Source organism: Hydrogenophaga atypica (assembly GCF_042665215.1).
Taxonomy (GTDB): domain Bacteria; phylum Pseudomonadota; class Gammaproteobacteria; order Burkholderiales; family Burkholderiaceae_C; genus Hydrogenophaga; species Hydrogenophaga defluvii_A.
On record NZ_JBHTCA010000031.1, the window covers coordinates 15,694 to 34,432 of the forward strand.

Consider the following 18,739-nt stretch of genomic DNA (forward strand, 5'->3'; position numbering starts at 1 on the left):
AATGTCCCACCAGTGTCCCATGAGTGCCCCAAGAAACGGCGCGCATGAGCGCTATAGGTTGCAGCCGTATTTGCGTGCCTTCAGCGCGTTGTGCCGTGCCTTATGAAATAAAAAAACCCGGCACTTGGCCGGGCTGCAATCCGCCTTAGAGCGGACCCGTGCAGGGAGGTGACACGGGGCCAGCGCAACGCGCTGACAGCACAACTGTAAACAATCGTCAAATCTGACAGTCCCTGCACTACCCCAGACTAACCCTTACTTCTTCTCGCGCCCTTCCACGGTACGGACTCAAATCCAGCCCCTGCAGCGCCGGGATTCGCTTGTAGTCCACGTTGCCCTGCTTCCAATACCGGCTGACAGTGACACCGGCTCCCGACTCCTTCGGATGATCTGCCAAGGCCACCAGAGCCTGCCGGGCCTGTTCCAGCTGCTCTGCGACCGCATCTGCCTGGCGTTTGACCTCGCTATAGCGCCGGGCAGCCTCCTGCCACGCCTGATCCGTCCGAACCCGCGTATCAGCGTCAGACAGCGCTGGCGGGGTGTCGCCATCGAGATGAGGCTGAAACCCGTCCCAGGCGGCTCGGATGGCCTCCATGAGGGCCTCGTCGCGCTCGATGCTGACCAGCACTCCTCTGGTGCCGTCAAACACCCACAGGTGCGCCGTCTGGGCGCCGCTGACCATGAGCTGGTGCTGAACCTGAATCCGGTAGTGCAGCGGTACCTCACCCTGAAGGGCGTCCTGCCACAGGTCTGACCGGGTGCCACGCACCGGGCACTTGATCTCTAGCACCAGGTCGCCTTCGAACGTCATGCCGTCAAGGCTGGCGCTGTAGTCACCTGCTTCGAGTACCAGCGGCTGCATGACCAGTCCGGTCTGTTCCTCATAGGCAGCACGGGCCAGCGGCTCCAGATCGGTGCCGCGCTGCATGGCCGGGGTCACGGTCGTCTCTTGCCTGCCGGTCTTGGCCAGCCAGAGTTGATAAGGCGTCATCCAAGGGCTGGCACCCATGACTGCGGCCGACTCGGATGCGTTGCGCTTGGCCTGGCGGTAGGCCAGCCACGCGGGACTGCCCTGTTGTAGTTGCACGATGACCGGTGTGGGAATATCGTTGAGGTTCATGATGCGCTCCAAATAAAAAGCACGCACGATGGCAGCCAACCGGGGTTTTGTCGGTTTTGTAGGTGCTGCCCCCGCGCGTGCGGATTGAAAGATGTGGTGATTGATGACCGGCCCGCCGCCTCAAGCGACGGCGGCTCTGCGCTTCTCCAGCGAGCGGATCACCCGCAGGAAGTCGGTGGCGGCGATGTCCTGCAAGGCGTGGACACCGAAATAGGCCAGCACACGATCCAGATCGACACCCACCTCTAGCACCAGCTTGTGGATGTGCGTCTGCTGGGCGCGGGTGATGGTGGCCACAGCAGGCCGTTGGCGGCCCTGTACCGGCGCCTTGGCCGCTGGCTTGGACTCGGGTGGTGACACTGGGGCAGGGGTTGTAACCGCCATCGGCTGATCGTTCGCTGCTTCCTGATTGACAGGCTGAGGCAGGTCTTCTCCTGCGTAGATGTAGAGCCCCAGGCCGTGCAGCGCGATCGCCTTGACCAGGCAGCGCTGGATGCTGGTGTTGATGTCAAACGCTGTGGGTGACAGCAGCGGCCGATTGCGACCATCGAGCACTGGGTGGATCTGGCTCAGGGTGACACCCTGAACCGTCACAGCCACCTCGACAAAGACGCCGGCTTCTGTGATGAGAAATGGCAAGCGGTCGAAACGACGAACTTCCCATGTAGCACTGGGGTCGGCCAGACGGAGTTGTGCCACTGCGTAGGGCCAGCTCAGATAGCTGAATCCGCCTTTCTTCTCGACGTATTCGTTGACGTTGATGGCATAGAGCTGTGCGAAGGCTGGCTCCTGTTGCTGCGGTTGCACGGCTTCGACGGCGGTGGTGGTGGATTGGGTGGTCATGGTGTGCTCCAGGTAAAAGAAAAGCCCGGACAGATCGCTCTGTGCCGGGCGGGGTTGGGTGAAGAAGAGTTGCGTTGGAAGAACGCGGGGGGTGTCCCTACAAAACCGACAAAACCCCTTTCGGGTTCGGTCGGTGCCGGGGGCCGCTACACAAACCCCTGCTCAGCCATGCTGACCACGGTTGAGCGGGTGACGATGAAGTGATCGAGCACCCGCACGTCCACCATGGCCAAGACGGACTTGAGTGTCCGCGTGAGCGCGATGTCTGCCGGTGACGGGTCTGCCACCCCACTGGGGTGGTTGTGGCAGAAGATGACACTGGCTGCCTGCCGGTTCAACGCCTCGACCAGCACCTCTCTGGGGTAGACCGAGGTCTGTGTGAGCGTGCCTCTGAACATCTCGACCGTCTCGATGAGCCGGTTCTGAGCGTCCAAGAACAGGACGGCAAACACCTCGTGCGGCCGGTCACCCAGGCGCAAGCGAAGGTAGTCCCGTACCGCCTGTGGTGAGGAAAGCGCCGGCGCTTCTCTGACCTCGCATTCCAGCCAGGCCAGGGCCTGCTGAACCAGCGCAGGTCGGTCGTAGCTGTTGCCACTAGCGGTCGTGTTCATGCGTTCACCTCCTCGCGCTGGGCAACGTTGGCTTCTCCCACCAGGAAGTCCACGGCCTTCTGGGCCTGGGACGCGGCGGTGAACACCAAGCGCTTGTCATCGCGCAGGGCCTGCAGCCAGCTTTTGATGTAGCTGGCGTGGTGCAGCTGGGTGGGCAGGCCGCAGTGGCTGCTTAGAAACGCCGATCCCATCTCGGCCACCAGTTCCTCGAAGGCATAGGCCTCGATGTGCTGTCGGCCAGCCAGCGGGCGGTTGCAGCGGCTGGGGTGTCCCGTCCAGTGGGTGAGCTCGTGCAGCGCCACGTTGTAGTAGCGCTCCGAACTCTCGAACACCTCGGGCGGTGGCATCTGGATGAAGTCCTGGCTGGGTGTGTAGAAAGCTCGGTCGCCACCGTGCCGGAACAAAGCCCCGGACTTGACGAGCACCGCATCGGCCTCGTCGCACGGGCTCCAGATGGACTCGGGTGCTTCGGGCCAGGTCAGGCCGGCGGGCAGGTCATCGACCTGGGCCTCGTTGAAGACGGTGAACGAGCGCAACAGTGGGATGACCCGGCGGGTGGGTTCGTCGTTGGCGGCCTGGCCAGGGGCGCTGTCGTCGTCACGCTCCATGAGCTTGAAGAAGACGATGCGGGTGCCGTGTTCGCCTTTGCGTACTCGGGCACCGACGCTGTGGGCCTGCTGAAATGTCAGCCAGTGGTTGCGGCTGTAGCCACAGGCCATTTGGCGGAGGTTGAGCAGCAGCACGTTGACGCCCCGGTAAGGACGACCCGTGGTGAGATTGGCCGGAATGAGGCTGCCATGGCCTTTGTTCCAAGGGCAGACCCAGGGCGGTGTGCCGGCTTCCAGCGCGGCGATGATGGCGTTGGTGACCTCGGCGTAGAGGTCGTGATGCGTGGATGGTGAGTGATGAGCGGAATGGTGCTCAGGGTTGGAGCGGGACATGGTGGTCTCCAGACATGAAAAAGCCCCGGCGGGATGAGCGCACGGGGCATAGGTTGAGGGGGATGAAGGAAGCAAAAAGCCAGGGCACTCACCCAGCGGGTCGCCAGCGGCCCTGGACGGTGCCAGCGGTGCGCTTGAGCGCGTGCCAGATGTCCTGGCTGGAGCGAACGCCCTGGGCGTAGAACAGCTCGGTGAGGCCAAACACCCGGCGGGTAACGTCGTCGAGCTTGCGATCCGATAGAACGAACTTGACCGTTGGGTGCACGACGTACTGGGAGATGACCAGGGCCAGAACCGCAGCGATGAGCCACGCCAAGAAGCTCAGGAAGATTCCCCAGGCGGCGATGTGGATCATCCACATGCAGGCCGAGGCCAGGACCATGCCCACAGCCACGTCACCGGAGATAGTGGCGAGCATGCGGATCATGGCCTTGCGGCGTTGGGTTGCTGAGTTAGTCGCAGAGGAGGAAGCGTGATGGTGTGCCATGGCTCAGACCTTGAGGTGAATGAAGCCGGGCACGTACTGGTCGCGGTGGATGTAGCCAAAGAGGCGCTTGGCGGCGCTGGTGCCCACGCTGGTGAGGAGGCCGGCAAAAGTGGCTGCCATCACGCCACTGAAGGTGCCCCAGTGGATAACAAGGACCAGGAAGGTGACGGCGACATCTATGGCGATGTCGTGGCGCAGTGCCCGCAGCATGAGGCGGCGGGGCAGCTTGGCCAGGATGAAGACGAGGCTGAGGAAGATGGCAATGCCGGTTTCGATCATGGTGAACTCCAGGTGAGGTTGAGGATGTCGTGGCGGCTGAAGTCGTCAACGACACAGCAGACGCACGACGCAGGCGCTGAACGAGGTGAAGCGGCTGCAACTGGCTGAAACGGCACCGACGACTAGGTCGTCGGTTAGGGGGTGATCGAAGCGGTCACGAAAAAAGGAGTCTCTTCCTGGAGAGGGAAAGAGACTCCTTATTGGCCGGTCAAGGTGAATTCCGAAGCCGGGGTGCCTTCTTAAGGCGGGGGGAGCGAGGGTCCATGTGACCGTGTGTGCGCTGCACTTGATTCCGGCGAACAATCTGTACTGCGAATGCGTCAGCGGCTCCGCACAACAGACCATCACGGCGACAGCCCTACCGTACAGTTTTAGCTGGTTGGACTGCAATGGCTGCCTGCTTTTTACTCAGTTCGCGGTTTCCAGTAGCAGTAGGTCTGATGACCTCACTCTTCGGGATGAGGTATCCTGGAGGGAACGAGCCAACAACATAGCTGAGCAACTTCTAAACGCAATTCTCTGTAACCCAGTTGTATATACACCTTTATAGACCATGATACGGGCAGGATACACCTCGACTTTTTCTCTCAGATGACTGGAAAAACATTAAAAGAAACCTCGTTGACTAATTTGAAGAGTGCCACCTTTATTGACCTGTTTTCGGGTTGCGGAGGCCTTTCTTTGGGGTTGGCGATGGCAGGGCTTGAGGGGCGTTTCGCAATTGAGCGCGACTTCATGGCATTCGAAACATTTAGGGCAAATTTTTTAAATGACCGGAGACTACCAGTCAAGCCATTCGCTTGGCCATATTGGCTCAAGAAGAAAAACTGGAGCGTTGATGACCTACTCAATGAACACCTCCGAGAGCTACATGCGCTTGAGGGTGAAGTGGAAGTTTTGGCGGGAGGTCCACCTTGCCAAGGGTTCAGCTTTGCTGGCAAGAGAAATGAGGCTGACCCGAGAAATCAGCTCTTTCAGAAATATGTTGACGTCGTCAATGCAGTACAGCCAAAGGCCTTAATTCTTGAGAACGTGCCTGGAATGAAAGTTGCGCACGCGTCCAAAGGACTCGATCAACCATCTTGCAGTGATGCTCGTGAGTCCTACTACGAGAAACTTAAGGCACAGCTCGAAGACATTGGCTACGATGTGAAGGGTAAGCTTGTCGACGCATCACGATTCGGAGTACCTCAAAAGCGAGTCCGTTTGATTGTCGTTGGACTTCGGCGTGAGGTCAGCAAGCGTTTGGTTGGTGGAGTAGAGAGAGTTTTCGACATCTTAGAAGACTCAAGGCTAGGAGTTTTGAAGGATCTAGGTTTGTCTGAGATTGTTTCTGCCCGGGACGCAATCCACGATCTGCGTGCGCTGATCAAGCCCAAACAAAATTGTCGTGACCCCGAGTCCCCTCCGGGTTTTGTGGAAGCTATTTATGAGGGCCCATCAAAGGAATCACCATACCAAAGGCTAATGCACTGGGGCTGTCGAGATGATGAGATGGATAGCATGAGGTTAGCCAAGCACAGAGATGCTGTGCGTGATCGATTTCAGCTCATCCTGTCTGAATGCCCTAAGGGGGTTCGAATGGATGAAAAGTTCCGAGAGAAGTACGGACTTAAGAAGCATCGGATCTATCCGATGGCCCCACACGTTCCAGCGCCCACTTTGACAACCCTCCCAGATGACGTTCTGCACTATGAAGAGCCTCGGATTCTTACTGTCAGAGAGAGCGCTAGGCTCCAAAGTTTCCCTGACTGGTTCAGATTCAAGGGTAAATACACCACAGGCGGTGCGCTGAGAACCAAAGAGTGTCCACGGTACACGCAAGTCGGCAACGCTGTGCCGCCTTTGCTAGGCCGAGCTCTGGGCCTTGCCGTCGTTGAGGCTATTTCCGAGTCTGACGCCCAATTTGAGGGCGGCGACCCTGAACCTTGCCGCTGATTCAACCTTGGACTGCGAGTAGGGATCTGCCTGCTTGTCATCGCTCAGCCCCTTGCCGGCATTTTCAACAAGGTTGAAAACACCCTTTTTAGGGGGGCACCACCACTTGGGTTGGTACGTGTGGCATTATTAGTTTTCGCATTAATGAACTTGAAGGGGAAAGATTTGTGCTTAGTCGAAGCCAAAAGGAGCGTGCGCACGCGCTTGGTACCCGCTCGCATTCAAGCGACGTCTCGCGGCTAACTGGGTCGCCCGGAATCCAGACTGGTTAGGATTGACGCGAGCTAACGATGTCAAGATTCTTGAAGTGGAACTCTCTGCTGCTCTCAGAGTTCTTTTCTCCTGCCTCGGCGCAGGAAGAGGTTTGGCTTCACACGACTCGAGACGAGCTTGACTCGTTCGGCATACACCTTGGCGGCGCTGCTGGACTAGTCGAAGCTGTGTCGGCGGGTGCACCATGGCTGCCGTCCGGAATCGAGACGTGCGCAGAAGCGGCGTTGTTGCTGGCGTCCCAGAGAAAGGATCGATTTCTTGCGGCTAGCGTCTACATCGACCCCGGTACGTCGAACGTCGACTACGTGGATGCAAGAGCACCAACCTATCTGCCTATCCTAGCCCTATGGGTACTTGCTTCGTCCGAAGGACAAGGCAAAGGCTTCTATGCTGAGGTTGAATCTTTGCTGGGGAAAGGATCAAGATTCCCGAATACCGGCGTCGTAACTAACGCGATGTCGCACGCGTGGCAGGACCTCGAGGCGTGGTCGATAAGAGAATGCAGCGGTCGATTTGGAATATTCAGGCGACGAGTCCTCGGGGCGCATTGCTATGTTGGGCTGCCACGATCCCAGTGCCTCATCAGCAGGACGGACGAGCACAATCTCAAGCGGCTCTTCGCCGAGCTGCATCTGCGACCAGGGGAGAAGCTGACCCCCCAACTGTTGGTGCGCTTGCTGGCGGACGGACGGGATGCCCAATTCCTCAGCATCGCCTTGCGCATCGCCATGGGGGACAAGTCTTACGAAGATCCGCTCCATACCCAGCTTCAAAGACTGCTTGATTCTTGGGACGGTCTTAAACCTCGTTACACACATGCTACTGGGACTAGCAATCAGGCTAAAGGCGTCGAGGTCGGCCCTAGCGAAGGTGAACTCGTCACTTTGGTTCTGTCCGAATCCGATGACGTCGAGAATGGCTGGGATGTACGCTGGCGCATTCAGGCCCCAACCGATAACCGGTTCTGCATCATGCGGCTGGTGGGGCAATCAGTACCAGCCCGCTTTCATGCTGCTGAATCGACATTTGTGACTGCCCCTGCCGAGTTGCACAGGAAATCATGCAACGACGCCCTTGTCCTCGCCGCGACAGCTGCCGTCGAAGTCGTCGTTGCGTTCGATGACGAGAGTGGTGGCTCGATGGAAGAAGTGCGCCGGTCGTTCCATATTCCATGCTCCGCGCGGCGCACGCTTTGTTGGAATACCGTTGACCCCCAGTACGGCGACTATCTGGTCGAGCGCGACATTCCACTTTTCGGTCCATCCTATGTGCTCTGCAGCCCTGGAGTTGAAGCCTCGACCCGCAGGTGGATGCAAGCAGAAGGAATCGATTTTCAGACTGTGCCCTCCAGCGGGCTGCCTGACTCCTGGTGGCTCGCTTGCATCCCCCTGTCAGAGCGGCTCTCAGCATCTCAACGGCAGTATCTTTCGGATGCAGCCGATCCGGCAAACGTGCCGGCCGCTCGTATCCGACTGGTCGGAGGTCGCCCGCTCTTGCGCGGCGGTGCCCGCATCTTTGCCGCGTACGATCTGCCTTTTGTCGATATCGAAGCGCCAGATAACAGCCGTATCGAAGCGCCCGGACTAGCTTTGGAAGAGGTCTTGCCCAAAGAGGGCGGCGAATCCAAAGCCTTGACGAAGCGGTTCGTGATCAAGCACCTCGCCGACCTCCGAGGTGCATTTGACATCAAAGTACTGGTAGGCAGCCATCCGCTTGCGGAAGCACGCTTACGCATTGCGTACGGAGATGGCGAAGGTCGAGGCCAGACAAAATCCTATTCAATTGGAAATCTTGGACAATCGCGAAGCGATGAGGAAGGGCTCAGGGGTACCACGATTGGCCTTAATGTCCTTGACGCCCGCCGTGAGGTTGGTGGCTATCCCGAAACAGCCAACTTCGATGATGTACTCACCCAGTCGATCGAGGATGCGGGAACTGCGAAGTTTTTGAATAGTTTGGGGCGACTCGGGACAATCGCGTACGGAGCAGCCAGAGATGAACTGCGGCGACAGTGCGTCGACGCCGATCCGATGCCGTTGTTGATGGATCTTCGAGCGAGAGGTTTCCTGGAGATTCAAACGGACGCCAAGGGGCATGTCGTGCGTGTGCACAGCGTAGAGCCATCTTTGTACGAGCTGCCGACTTTGTTCAGTGGCTTAGCCGTGGCGGGAGTAGCGGGAACTCTGACGCTGCCGCAGTGGGCTCGACTTCGAGCTTGCAACGAGTTGCTGGTCTCGGCGGAGGGTCAGGGGCGCGGCTTTCTGCCTGTGGTGCGTGTCGCCGCCGAGTCGCTCGACAAGATCCGTCAAGCAAGCAAGGCGATAGGCTTCCAGTTCAGTACAGCGCCGGCTATTTCGATCGCAACCTGGTCAGGCTCCGTTGAAGATGCGCGTCGGACTTTCGCAAGAGATAGCTGGGAACACTTTGCCACGAAGCTTTCCAACTTGCACCGCATGAAATGGCACTCAGCACAATTCTCTTCCGCAGTCAGCGAGCAGATGACCATCGACAGGGAGATTGGTGCTCAGCTCTTCCGTTTCGACGACCCACAGGCCTGGCCGCTCCAGCTATACGTACTCGGTACTCGTGATCAGGCGGGCAACAGTCGGTATTCGCACATCCATGACTCCCGATGGGGTACTTGGATTTCAGTGCTCGCCTTCGCTCGTTTGATGTGCGAAAAGTACGAAAGACGGGATGCATTGCCGTGGCCATTTCCCTACGACCCTAAGACACGCGACCTCTGGCTTCCAGCTCGCATGCGGCCTCCATCAGTCCTCGAGAGAACACTTTGTTTGTGTTCTGGATTTGGCGCGGAAGTTCACTTCCTGAGGACTGGCGAAGCGATCAACGATAGATTGCCCATGCTTAGCCAGAACGTCCGGGTCATCGGATTCGTGAGCCTGGTCTATGAGGGGTTCTTTCCTGCCCACTGGCTACGCTTCCGCGACGTTCCGGTCGAAGTCGCGTCTATCGTCGCCTCCCGCTTGGGCGGCGAACTTGACTCTATAACCTCGATTGCGGGCTCCAAACTTCAACCAACGACAACAGCATAGGGAGAATCAACATGAGCCAAACGATAGGAAACGATCCCATTGGTTCCTGGGACGAACTTCAGGATCAGTTGAAGCGATACGTCAAGTCTGCCTTCGGTACGAACTCGCCGTCGTTTGAACACGAACGAGCCAGGTTACTCGATACTCCTGGAGTTTTCTTCCAGGATCCGTATCTCGAGCTGCTACCTCAGTACAGCACCGGAAAACAGCTCACCGCGCTCAATGTAGCTGACCTTCCAGGGCTGTCCGAAGAGGCGCGGCGAGGCTTTGTCGCTCTCGCAGGATCGGGGCTCATGCCTCCCGGCGCGATTTTGTACGTGCACCAGCAAAAGATGCTTCGTGCGGCGCTGGAGCGGAAGCACTGCGTCGTTGTGACCGGAACAGGTTCGGGAAAGACCGAATCATTCCTTCTACCGGTCATAGCGTCTATCGCCAAGGAGGCACTTCGACAACCAGCCGGTTGGAAGGCTGCAAGCCCACCCGCAAAGTCCGCGTTCCCGTGGACACCAGCTACACCACCTAAGTGGGACGTCGACCGAGCCACTTCGCGCAATGAGGCCCGACGCCCTGCTGTTCGTGCGTTGCTCCTCTATCCAATGAATGCTCTGGTCGAAGACCAGATGTCACGTCTGCGTAAGGCGCTCGACTCAGATGAGGCTCTAGATGCTCTGGACAAGCACTGGGGCTCGAATCGCATCCGGTTTGGCCGCTACAACGGCTCGACTCCCGTGTCGGGTCACCCATTTAAGTTCAACGCCAACGGACAACCGGTGCTTAACTCAAGCAAAGAGTCGGAGCTAAAGGCCGCCATCAAGGATGCCATCAAGCAACACCGAGACCTCACCGCTGCGCTTGACTCTGCGCGTACTGCACGGGACGCGGCGGCGGCGGAGAACTCCATTGACCTACCACTGCACCAGAAAAAGGTCGGAGATCTCGAGGAGCAGGTGCGCTTCGTCCCACGTATGACCTTGGACGCAGCGGAGATGTTCCATCGTTGGGAGATGCAAGCATCCCCTCCGGACTTGCTGATCACCAACGTTAGCATGCTATCGATCATGTTAATGCGGCACAGCGATGCGCAATTCAAGGGCGACCGCTCGGATTCAGACATCTTCGCCGCTACGCGTAAATGGCTCGAGGAGGATCCTGAAAACCACGTGTTTCAGCTCGTCGTTGACGAATTACACCTGTATCGCGGCGCGGCGGGCACCGAAGTTGGCTATCTCCTAAGGTTGCTCATGGACCGCCTTGGGCTGGAGCCTCGGAATCGCCAACTTCAAATCCTTGCGTCCAGCGCGTCACTGGATGCGACCGCGGATTCCACCTACGAATTCCTCGGTGGGCTGTTTGGCTTTGATCAAGCGGACGCACGCGGGCTCTTTCACATCGAGGCAGGGTTGAGTCTGCACAACCAACCCGCAGTTTCGCCAGAAATGCCAGCGGACTTTGCCTGGCGATGCAGGGAACTGGGGCTGGCACCTGACAACGCCGCTCTTGTTGAATCTTTGGCTCGAGAATTTGCTGTCTCTACGCAAGCGATTACCCCGGCGGAACGACTAGTAGCAGGCTTCTGGGAGCCTGGATCGCCGGGAAGACACCGGGCGACCGCGCTTCCCGAGCTGCTTGCGCGACTCTTCCCAAAGCTCCCACTGGAGGAACAGATCTCTGCTGCTCGCGGCTTGTTCGCTTCCGCTGCGGCAGCTTCGTCTCTTGCCCAAACGGTCATCCAACCATCGTTTCCGCTTCCGAGGATTCGGTTCCACTGGATGGTTAAGAACATCGACGGCCTATGGGCTACCGTTGGAACCCAGGCCTACGACAGTCGCCGGCGAACGGGTCGACTTATGGCCGAATCGGTCATGGCTGTGGATGGCATGCGCGTCCTGGAAGTGCTCTACTGTGAATGTTGTGGCACGCAGTTGTTGGCTGGATACAAGACTCATGCGCCAGTGCCAGGACGGCAGCAGCGCTACGAGCTAGCGCCAGTGCCTCCGGCGATCGAGGGGCTTCCCGAATCCGGGGCGTCAACGCGAACCGATGCACAGCCATACTCGAGCCTTGGCGTTGTTCATCTTGTTCCGCCGGACTGGAACGGGATCGATGACCCAGACCTTTATAGCTGGAAGCACCATACAGAAGCCCGGGACGAGAGAACGCGTCGAGCCAAGGACGATGCACCGGCGCGTTGGGTGGAAGCCTCAATCTATCCAGCTACGGGTACCGTGGAGATTGGCGGCAGCCATCACGACGGCTCGATTCGATGCCTCTGGTTCGAGCTTGACGCCCCTCCGGAGAAGGCGATTACGCTGCCAGCCATGCCCCAGCGCTGTCCGTCGTGCCACATCGACTACACAGAGCGTCTAGGTGGACGGTCTGCACCAATTCGATCATTCGCCACTGGCTTGAACCAGACCTCGCTCCTCTTGACGAAGCACTTGATGGGCTTGATGCCAAGCGGGCCTGGTCGCAAGTTGGTCGCGTTTTCCGACAGCCGGCAGTCCGCTGCCACTTTGGCCAATGGCGTCGAAGCTGAGCAATGGCGACATTTGCTGCGCGTCGCCGTGCTGGAGCAATTAAAGCAGCGTGCAACGGGCGGAATCGCTCCGCTGAAGAAGCTGCTACTGGCGGCGATTCAGGCTGGCGACGTCGAGGCCGGCAAGCAGTTGTTGCTCACACAGCAGGCCGTTCTGGGCGCGACCGAATTGCAAGAACTCAAGGCGTTCTGGAGCGAAGCCAAATCGGTAGTCAATGACCCGGACTTTGCCACGGATGAAGCAAAGGCTCATGTCTTACGCGTCCATCACTTTAGTCCTGGCTACGTGCGACTAGATGACTTTCTACATAACCCAAACCCGCAAAGGCTTGTGTTGCCTCCAGTATGGGAGTACCTTGCGGGACTTGGTGTGAATCCTGCAGGGCCGGGGATCGAGACGCGGCGAGTAGGGGACGATAACGATTGGACCTGCCTGCTTAATTTCGGTGGAGGAAGCCAACCTCCACGGCTTGCGGCTACGAACTTTCCACGCGAAAAGGCCGACAGGCTTGAAGACTTTGGGCGCCGCCTGCGCAGGGAGTCGTGGCGAGCACTATCCGGCAAGCTTCTATACGACCTCGAGGCGCAAGGCGTGGGGTACCTCTGCATGTCTCCGTCGTTGTCGTTAGAGGGACGCGGCGGACTTGACGCGGCTGCTTTCCGAGGAGTCTGTGAAGGAGTGATCCGGATCCTCGCGGAGGAGAGACTCACCGATCCCCATCAAGGTGATTCGCCATTCACGCCATGGACGGAGAAACATCCCTCCGGCCACGCGTCGGAAGGAGCCAAGAAAAAGCGAACATTTCGCTATCTGACCGCTTGCGCACGCGAACACTCGGTTGGTGTCGACCAGCTCAGGGCCTCAGTGCGCGATACCCTCGTCGAGGAAGGCCACGGCACCCGCGACGCTTGGGGCTACATCAAGATATCCGAGCTTTGGGCAAAAGTGGTTGCGCGCGATGCTCGCCCTTGGCTGTGTATTACTTGCGGTCAAATAAATTGGCAGCGCTCGGGCGGGATTTGCACGCGCTGCAACGCCCGGCTCAATGACAATCCCAACGGGCTCACTTCCGCCGCCGAGATTGAATCTGCTCACTACTACGCTAGCTTGGCAGCGAGGATGGATTCAGGGTTCCGCATCCACGCCGAGGAGCTAACTGGGCAAACCAATGACCAAGCACAGCGCCAGCGTCATTTTCGCGACATTTTCTTCGATGGCGAGCACATCGACTACGTTGTGGATCGACCTGTTATTGAGCAAGTCGATTCCATCGACCTGCTATCCGTTACGACGACCATGGAGGTTGGAGTTGACATCGGTGCGTTGCAGTCTGTCTTCCAAGCGAACATGCCTCCCGAGCGCTTCAACTACCAGCAGCGCGCGGGCCGAGCCGGTCGGAAGGGGCAAGCGTTTTCGGTTGTGTTGACCTATTGCCGTGGTCAGACCCATGACCGGATCCATTTTGATCATCCTGAAGAGATGACCGGTGGCGTTCCACCTCAGCCCACTGTATCGGTCACCGATGAACAACGAATTCTGGCCGAGCGCCTAATGGCCAAGGAGTCCTTGCGGCGAGCGTTTCGTTTTGCCGGTTGCACTTGGTGCAACTCCGGTACACCAGTGGACACTCACGGAGAAATGGGGCTTGTCGAGGACTATGACAACGACCGAAGGCTCGCTGTGGCAACATGGTTCCAGAAAGAGGTCCAGCAGGTCGATGCGATTGCAAGCGTCGTGGCCCGTGGCACAGGAATCGCGCCTGCCTCTCTCGCGCAACAGGCACTCACCCTTCCTGCTCGCATCGATCAGGTGGTGTCAAAGGAAACAGATCCAACGCGTGGTCTAGCGACGGCCCTTGCAGAGGCTGGAGTCCTGCCGATGTACGGCATGCCGACCACCGTGCGGAATCTCTATTTCGCTCTGCCGTTGAAGCCCGTGCACGGTCGCGAGCCGAAGTCGCTGGATAGGACGCTTGACCAAGCCATCACCGAGTTCGCGCCTGGGTCCGAGCGCATCTGGGACAAACGCCAACTGGAGCCGATTGGGCTAGCCGGCCCCATCCGCCATGAGTATGGCGATAAGTGGAAATCGAAGGGCAGGCCGATTGGCGGCGCCACCTGGCAGACCTTCTGTCCCGAGTGTCGAAATCTCGACGTGCAGTTCGCTGATCCCACGACCTTCCGTCCTATAGACGATATCCCTGGGTGGGAGGAGTCCTGGGTCCGAAGTCCGCAGAAGAGGCAGTGCTCGCATTGCAAGCTAGCGAATGCAGATTTGTTTCTTGCGGTTACTCCATCTGGATTCATCACCGATTTCGACATCGAGAAGCCAATCAAGCCGTCGGAGGCATCGCGAGGCGGCGGGCCTCGATCCTTCGTCGCCTCGCCGAGTCTAGGTGCTGCAAATCAGACAGTCATGGGTCGGGCGTCAATCGCACTGTCTCGACAGGGAAAGGTCTATCGGTTGGCGCAGGCACCTGGCGGTCAACCATTCGGATTCAGCAAGGTGACTTCCGCGAGGACCCCAAGGGGGTTCCAACAGCTAGAAGGGCAGTTGTGGAAGTCGGACGACGACTCCCCGCAAATCCGAGCGAGCCTTTCATCGCCCAAGACTACGGATATCCTGAGCATACGTCTAACCGATGGTTCCGGCCTAGAGTTCTTCGATTCGAAACGCGTCCTTGCTTCTCGTAAGGCGGCCTGGTACTCGGCCGCGACAATCCTTCAACGTGCGATTGCTCTCGAACTAGATGTGGACTCTCTCGATATCGAAATCGCATCGGTACACAAACTGGATGACGACATAAATGCTCGCGGGGCCGAGTTATATCTGGCAGACGAACATCCAAACGGCGCCGGGTTGGTGGACTGGGCGTCGCGTTATTGGACAGAACTCCTCCAAGGCTGCGTCGAAGCCACAGGCCCACTCGCGACGTTGGGCCGCATGATTAGGACGGAGTGCAAACGAAGCTCAACGACTGGGCAGGTTTGGCGTTCCCCCGACGTGCTGCTGCGTGGATTCCGAAACAGACAACTCCACGGTCTTATTGACTGGCGCCTCGGGGTCGAGCTGCTGCACGTGATGCGCGATTCGTCTTTCGTACCTGGTCGCGATGCGCTCGTCGAGACTTGGAGCGTGGGGCAGTCGAGCTGGGACGCGCATGCGGCGCAACTCGCGCAGACATATTGCATTGCGTACGAACGCGGAAGCTCCTCACACCTGACAGGTGGCTCGGGAGTGCACGGCTGGATGGGGGGCGACAGCGGCATGTCAAACGACACTACGCTGTTTTTGGTCAGTCATCCTCTTTGGTCTCCAGCGATCCTTGACGAGCACACAATAGGCTCTGCGATTCGCGAACTCGCCATCGCAAACAACGCATCAAGTATTCGGATGGTCGATTCGTTTAACCTTTCGCACCGAATGGCTTGGGTGCGGGGGAATCAGCAATTCTTTCCCGTCAGAGATCTGGGTGGCGCCGCGCCGACGCTGACCGTTGCCGACCCCGACCAGTGGATGCAGGACGTCATGGCGCTTAGCGTCGGTGATTCAATCACGCAACCTCCCTGGCGCTGGGTACGGGTGGCCGACAGCGATGGCTGGTCGTCCTCACCTGGCTCCTGGCTGGCCAGTGTCGCTGGTGAGCTTTGCAGGGTAACAATCACAAACCATCCAGGCGCAGGCTATCGCATCAAGAAGGTAGGGACCACGGGTCACTTGATGCGGCAAGACTACCCGATTCTGACGTTGATTGCCCGCCGTACTGACATCAATACCTGAAATGCCAAAAATCCTTGGGACGAACAGTGCAGATCGCTGGGAGCGGGAGATTCGGCGTCAGCTCGCCGCACAACTTCCGCAAGATTGGATCGTTGTATGCAACATTGGGTGGGCGCTGAAGAGTGATGGCGGCGTGGTCAAGGATGGCCAATGCGACTTTGTCATCCTCGTGCCAGGGCTAGGAATGGCAATTCTCGAAGTGAAGGGATCGCGTGCGGTTCGCGTCGGGGAGGACGGTACATGGTTTCGACGCGAGGAACACCTGCGCACCCGCGAGATCCTCCGCGAGATTCCCATCGACGAGCCACCACCGGAGCAGGCGTGTCGGAACATGCATTCACTCGCGCGCCTTGCATGCGATCACCTTCCTCGACAGTCCTTTCCAGGCGCATATGCGTTTCTCGTGGCGTATCCAAACGGTGTTGTGGAAGGGCCATCGACGCTCTACGATCCGAGCACGATCATCGCAAAGCCAGACATTCCCAAGCTCGCGCGCCGCATCAGGGAGGCCCTCGAATCTCGAATGCATCGATCATCGCGGCAAGACTTCACCACTGACGTAGCTACTAGAGTCGCCCAGATATTCACGAACAGCACATTTCGTGTGGCGTGGCGGGATACGCCACTAGACAGCCGCGAAGATGGTGTAGTAATCGACGAGTTGACTCGCCAGCAGTTCGCCGCTTTAAGGGGAGCTTTCGAACTGCCTCGGGTAGCGATCGTCGGGCCTGCTGGTTCAGGGAAGACATTGCTGGCGATGTGGAAGCTCGAAGCCCTGATCGAGGAAGGCCGCCGTGCGCTGTACGTGTGTTTCAACAAGGCGCTTGCGGAGTACCTGCAGCGAATGAACCCTGGACTTGCAGACTTCATCACTTCGGTAGATCGTCTCTTCACTAAGGTTGCCGACCACCCGAACGGTACGTTCGACGATCACTTTTTTATGGAAGAGCTGCCGTCGCTTGTTCAGGACGTCGCATCGGAGCTTCCTCAAGCGGAGAAGTATGAAGCTATCGTCGTAGACGAGGGACAAGACTTTGGGGAACTCCGATTACTTGCACTGCTAGAGCTATTGGCTGATTCGGGACAGTGGTTGCTGTTCGCCGACTGGGGCCAGAACGTTTACCAAGCATCGAAGCAAGAGCTTCTCGGTGCGGAGGTCACTTTCCGCCTGTATCACAACTGTCGCAACACGCAGCTCGTCAACTCTGCGACCAACGAATGTTGTAGTCTGAAGGTCGACTCAATGCCTGGCGCACCGGTGGGGGCAATGCCGAAGGTACAGAAAACGACGCCAGCGCTTATGGCTGCAGCAGCCTGGGACGCCGCGCATGATCTAGCGCCCGAAGGAGGGGCTGTCGTTCTATCTCCCTATCGGCTCGAAAATAGCTGCATGAACCTCTCCAGGAAAGCCTACGGACTCGAGCTCACAGAAGACTTGGCTGACCTAGGAAAGTCTGGCCATGTCGTTTTTTCTACCGTCAAGTCATTCAAAGGATTAGAAGCTCGAAACGTGGTGCTCGTACACGCCGACATGCCAAATCGCACCGATGCATTTGCCATCGAGGATCTTTACGTGGCCTGTACTCGAGCAACGGGTCGCTTTGTGATGGTCACAGCATCGGACGAAGCTGCACGGTGGTTTTCCGAGCGGATCAAGTCATAGACTGCCGCTATAGTTTGGGTAGATTAGCTCAGCTGGCATTGAGTCAATTTAAGGCTGCATTAACTGCTATGGAAGTACAGATGTCTTGGACCACCGCATTACAACAGCTTGATAAAACAGGTGTCGTCGAATTTGGCATTCACCAAATGAACGAGAAGACTGGAACACCCAAATGGCGAAGGCATCGTGGGGGTGCAAATTTTCGCTTTAATACCGTTCGATCAGCCTTGTTTTCCCCGGATAAGGGCGCTAGGGCTGCATGCCTCGGGAAGTCTTCGTATGCAAGAGACCGTTATTCCTCTGTGGCGACATCAGTCGTTCCGTATGTAGCAATTTGGTTACAAGGAGAAGAGTGGGCTTTCTTGACAAGAGCGGGTGCAACCGAGCCTGAGGTGACGTTGGTTCGAGCATCCGCTTTGCAAGACTTGAAAAGTGGGACGCACGGGCAGTTACTGGCCGATCTTGCTCTCATATTTGGTGAGGGGGCGGAGTTGCATGGCGTGCGTCATTTGGTGAGCGGAGCAATCCAAACGCCCTAAAACGCGCAAAGAGTCATCCGCACATGCAGCGGTAAGCCGACAACCGCGAGCGTTTGATGCGCGCCAGGTCAAGCACCGTCTTTATGCCGCTTTCGCGCAGCTGGGTGGCAATGCGTGGTCCCACGCCCCAGACCTCACCCACATCGGTGCCGCCCAGAATGGCCTCCAGCTCACCTTGGCTCAGCGTCGCCAGGTTGCACACCCGGGCCAGGTGCTCCGGGTAGCTTCCCGGCTTGCGTTCGGCCGTCTTGGCGATGAAGTTGGCCAGCTTGGCCAGCGTCTTGGTCGGTGCGATCCCGATCCCGCAGGGGATACCTGTCCAGCGCAGGATGCGGTCACGGATGATGTGTGCTCGCCTAGTCAGGTCTCCCCGCACCCCGTGCAGCCCGATGAACGACTCGTCGATGCTGTAGATCTCCTGGGTGGGGCCGAGTCCTGCCGCGAGGGTCATCATCCGATCGCTCATGTCGCCGTAGAGGGTGAAATTGGCTGACAAGGCGACCAGGCCCTCGGTCTTTTCCAGGTGCCGGATTTGGAACCATGGCGTGTTGACGCCGACCGAAAACTGACCCACTTTAGGGGTTTGTGCCGACTCAAAACTGACCCAGGTGTTTTACTCGCTCTGCCCAAATTTTGGGCAGGGGGCAAAGAGGGTGATCACCATGGAAATGT

The 18,739-nt window shown here is 58.3% G+C and carries 10 protein-coding genes and 1 pseudogene; 4 read left to right on the top strand and 7 right to left on the bottom strand.

Features of this window, described 5'->3' with window-relative positions; translation table 11 throughout:
* Positions 1-238: 238 nt before the first annotated feature.
* From ACFQPB_RS21340 to ACFQPB_RS21365, 6 genes are all read right to left on the bottom strand, one after another.
* Positions 239-1,120 (bottom strand): YqaJ viral recombinase family nuclease, encoded by an 882-nt coding sequence (locus ACFQPB_RS21340; protein ID WP_382227797.1) that lies wholly within the window; start codon positions 1,118-1,120, stop codon positions 239-241.
* Between the two features lie 120 nt (positions 1,121-1,240).
* Positions 1,241-1,963, bottom strand: a complete 723-nt coding sequence (locus ACFQPB_RS21345) for a Sak single strand annealing protein (protein ID WP_382227800.1) — start codon at positions 1,961-1,963, stop codon at positions 1,241-1,243.
* Between the two features lie 146 nt (positions 1,964-2,109).
* Positions 2,110-2,574 carry a RadC family protein gene (gene radC / locus ACFQPB_RS21350; RefSeq protein ID WP_382227803.1) on the bottom strand — a complete coding sequence of 155 codons (465 nt, stop codon included), beginning with the start codon at positions 2,572-2,574 and terminating at the stop codon, positions 2,110-2,112.
* On the bottom strand, positions 2,571-3,515 hold the full coding sequence (locus tag ACFQPB_RS21355; RefSeq protein ID WP_382227805.1) for an ArdC family protein: 945 nt from the start codon (positions 3,513-3,515) through the stop codon (positions 2,571-2,573). Before ACFQPB_RS21355 ends, radC begins: the two co-directional genes overlap by 4 nt.
* An 88-nt stretch (positions 3,516-3,603) precedes the next feature.
* Positions 3,604-4,002: a hypothetical protein gene (locus ACFQPB_RS21360; RefSeq protein ID WP_382227808.1), complete on the bottom strand. Its 399-nt coding sequence runs from the start codon at positions 4,000-4,002 to the stop codon at positions 3,604-3,606.
* Positions 4,003-4,005: 3 nt separating this feature from the next.
* The gene (locus ACFQPB_RS21365) at positions 4,006-4,281 is read right to left on the bottom strand and encodes a hypothetical protein (protein ID WP_382227811.1); all 276 of its coding nucleotides are present in this window, start codon (positions 4,279-4,281) and stop codon (positions 4,006-4,008) included.
* A gap of 591 nt (positions 4,282-4,872) precedes the next feature.
* Between ACFQPB_RS21365 and ACFQPB_RS21370 the strand changes: the two genes are divergently transcribed.
* From ACFQPB_RS21370 to ACFQPB_RS21385, 4 genes are all read left to right on the top strand, one after another.
* Positions 4,873-6,219 carry a DNA cytosine methyltransferase gene (locus ACFQPB_RS21370; protein ID WP_382227814.1) on the top strand — a complete coding sequence of 449 codons (1,347 nt, stop codon included), beginning with the start codon at positions 4,873-4,875 and terminating at the stop codon, positions 6,217-6,219.
* 302 nt (positions 6,220-6,521) lie between these two features.
* A complete protein-coding gene (locus ACFQPB_RS21375; RefSeq protein ID WP_382227817.1) occupies positions 6,522-9,548 on the top strand; it encodes a hypothetical protein in 3,027 nt (1,008 codons plus the stop codon).
* Between the two features lie 11 nt (positions 9,549-9,559).
* The gene (locus ACFQPB_RS21380; RefSeq protein ID WP_382227820.1) at positions 9,560-15,865 is read left to right on the top strand and encodes a DEAD/DEAH box helicase; all 6,306 of its coding nucleotides are present in this window, start codon (positions 9,560-9,562) and stop codon (positions 15,863-15,865) included.
* 1 nt (position 15,866) lies between these two features.
* Positions 15,867-17,528: an AAA family ATPase gene (locus ACFQPB_RS21385; RefSeq protein WP_382227823.1), complete on the top strand. Its 1,662-nt coding sequence runs from the start codon at positions 15,867-15,869 to the stop codon at positions 17,526-17,528.
* Between the two features lie 594 nt (positions 17,529-18,122).
* Here ACFQPB_RS21385 and ACFQPB_RS21390 read toward each other — a convergent pair.
* Positions 18,123-18,656 (bottom strand): annotated as a pseudogene (locus tag ACFQPB_RS21390) (Y-family DNA polymerase); the annotation flags it as partial.
* Positions 18,657-18,739 lie beyond the last annotated feature (83 nt).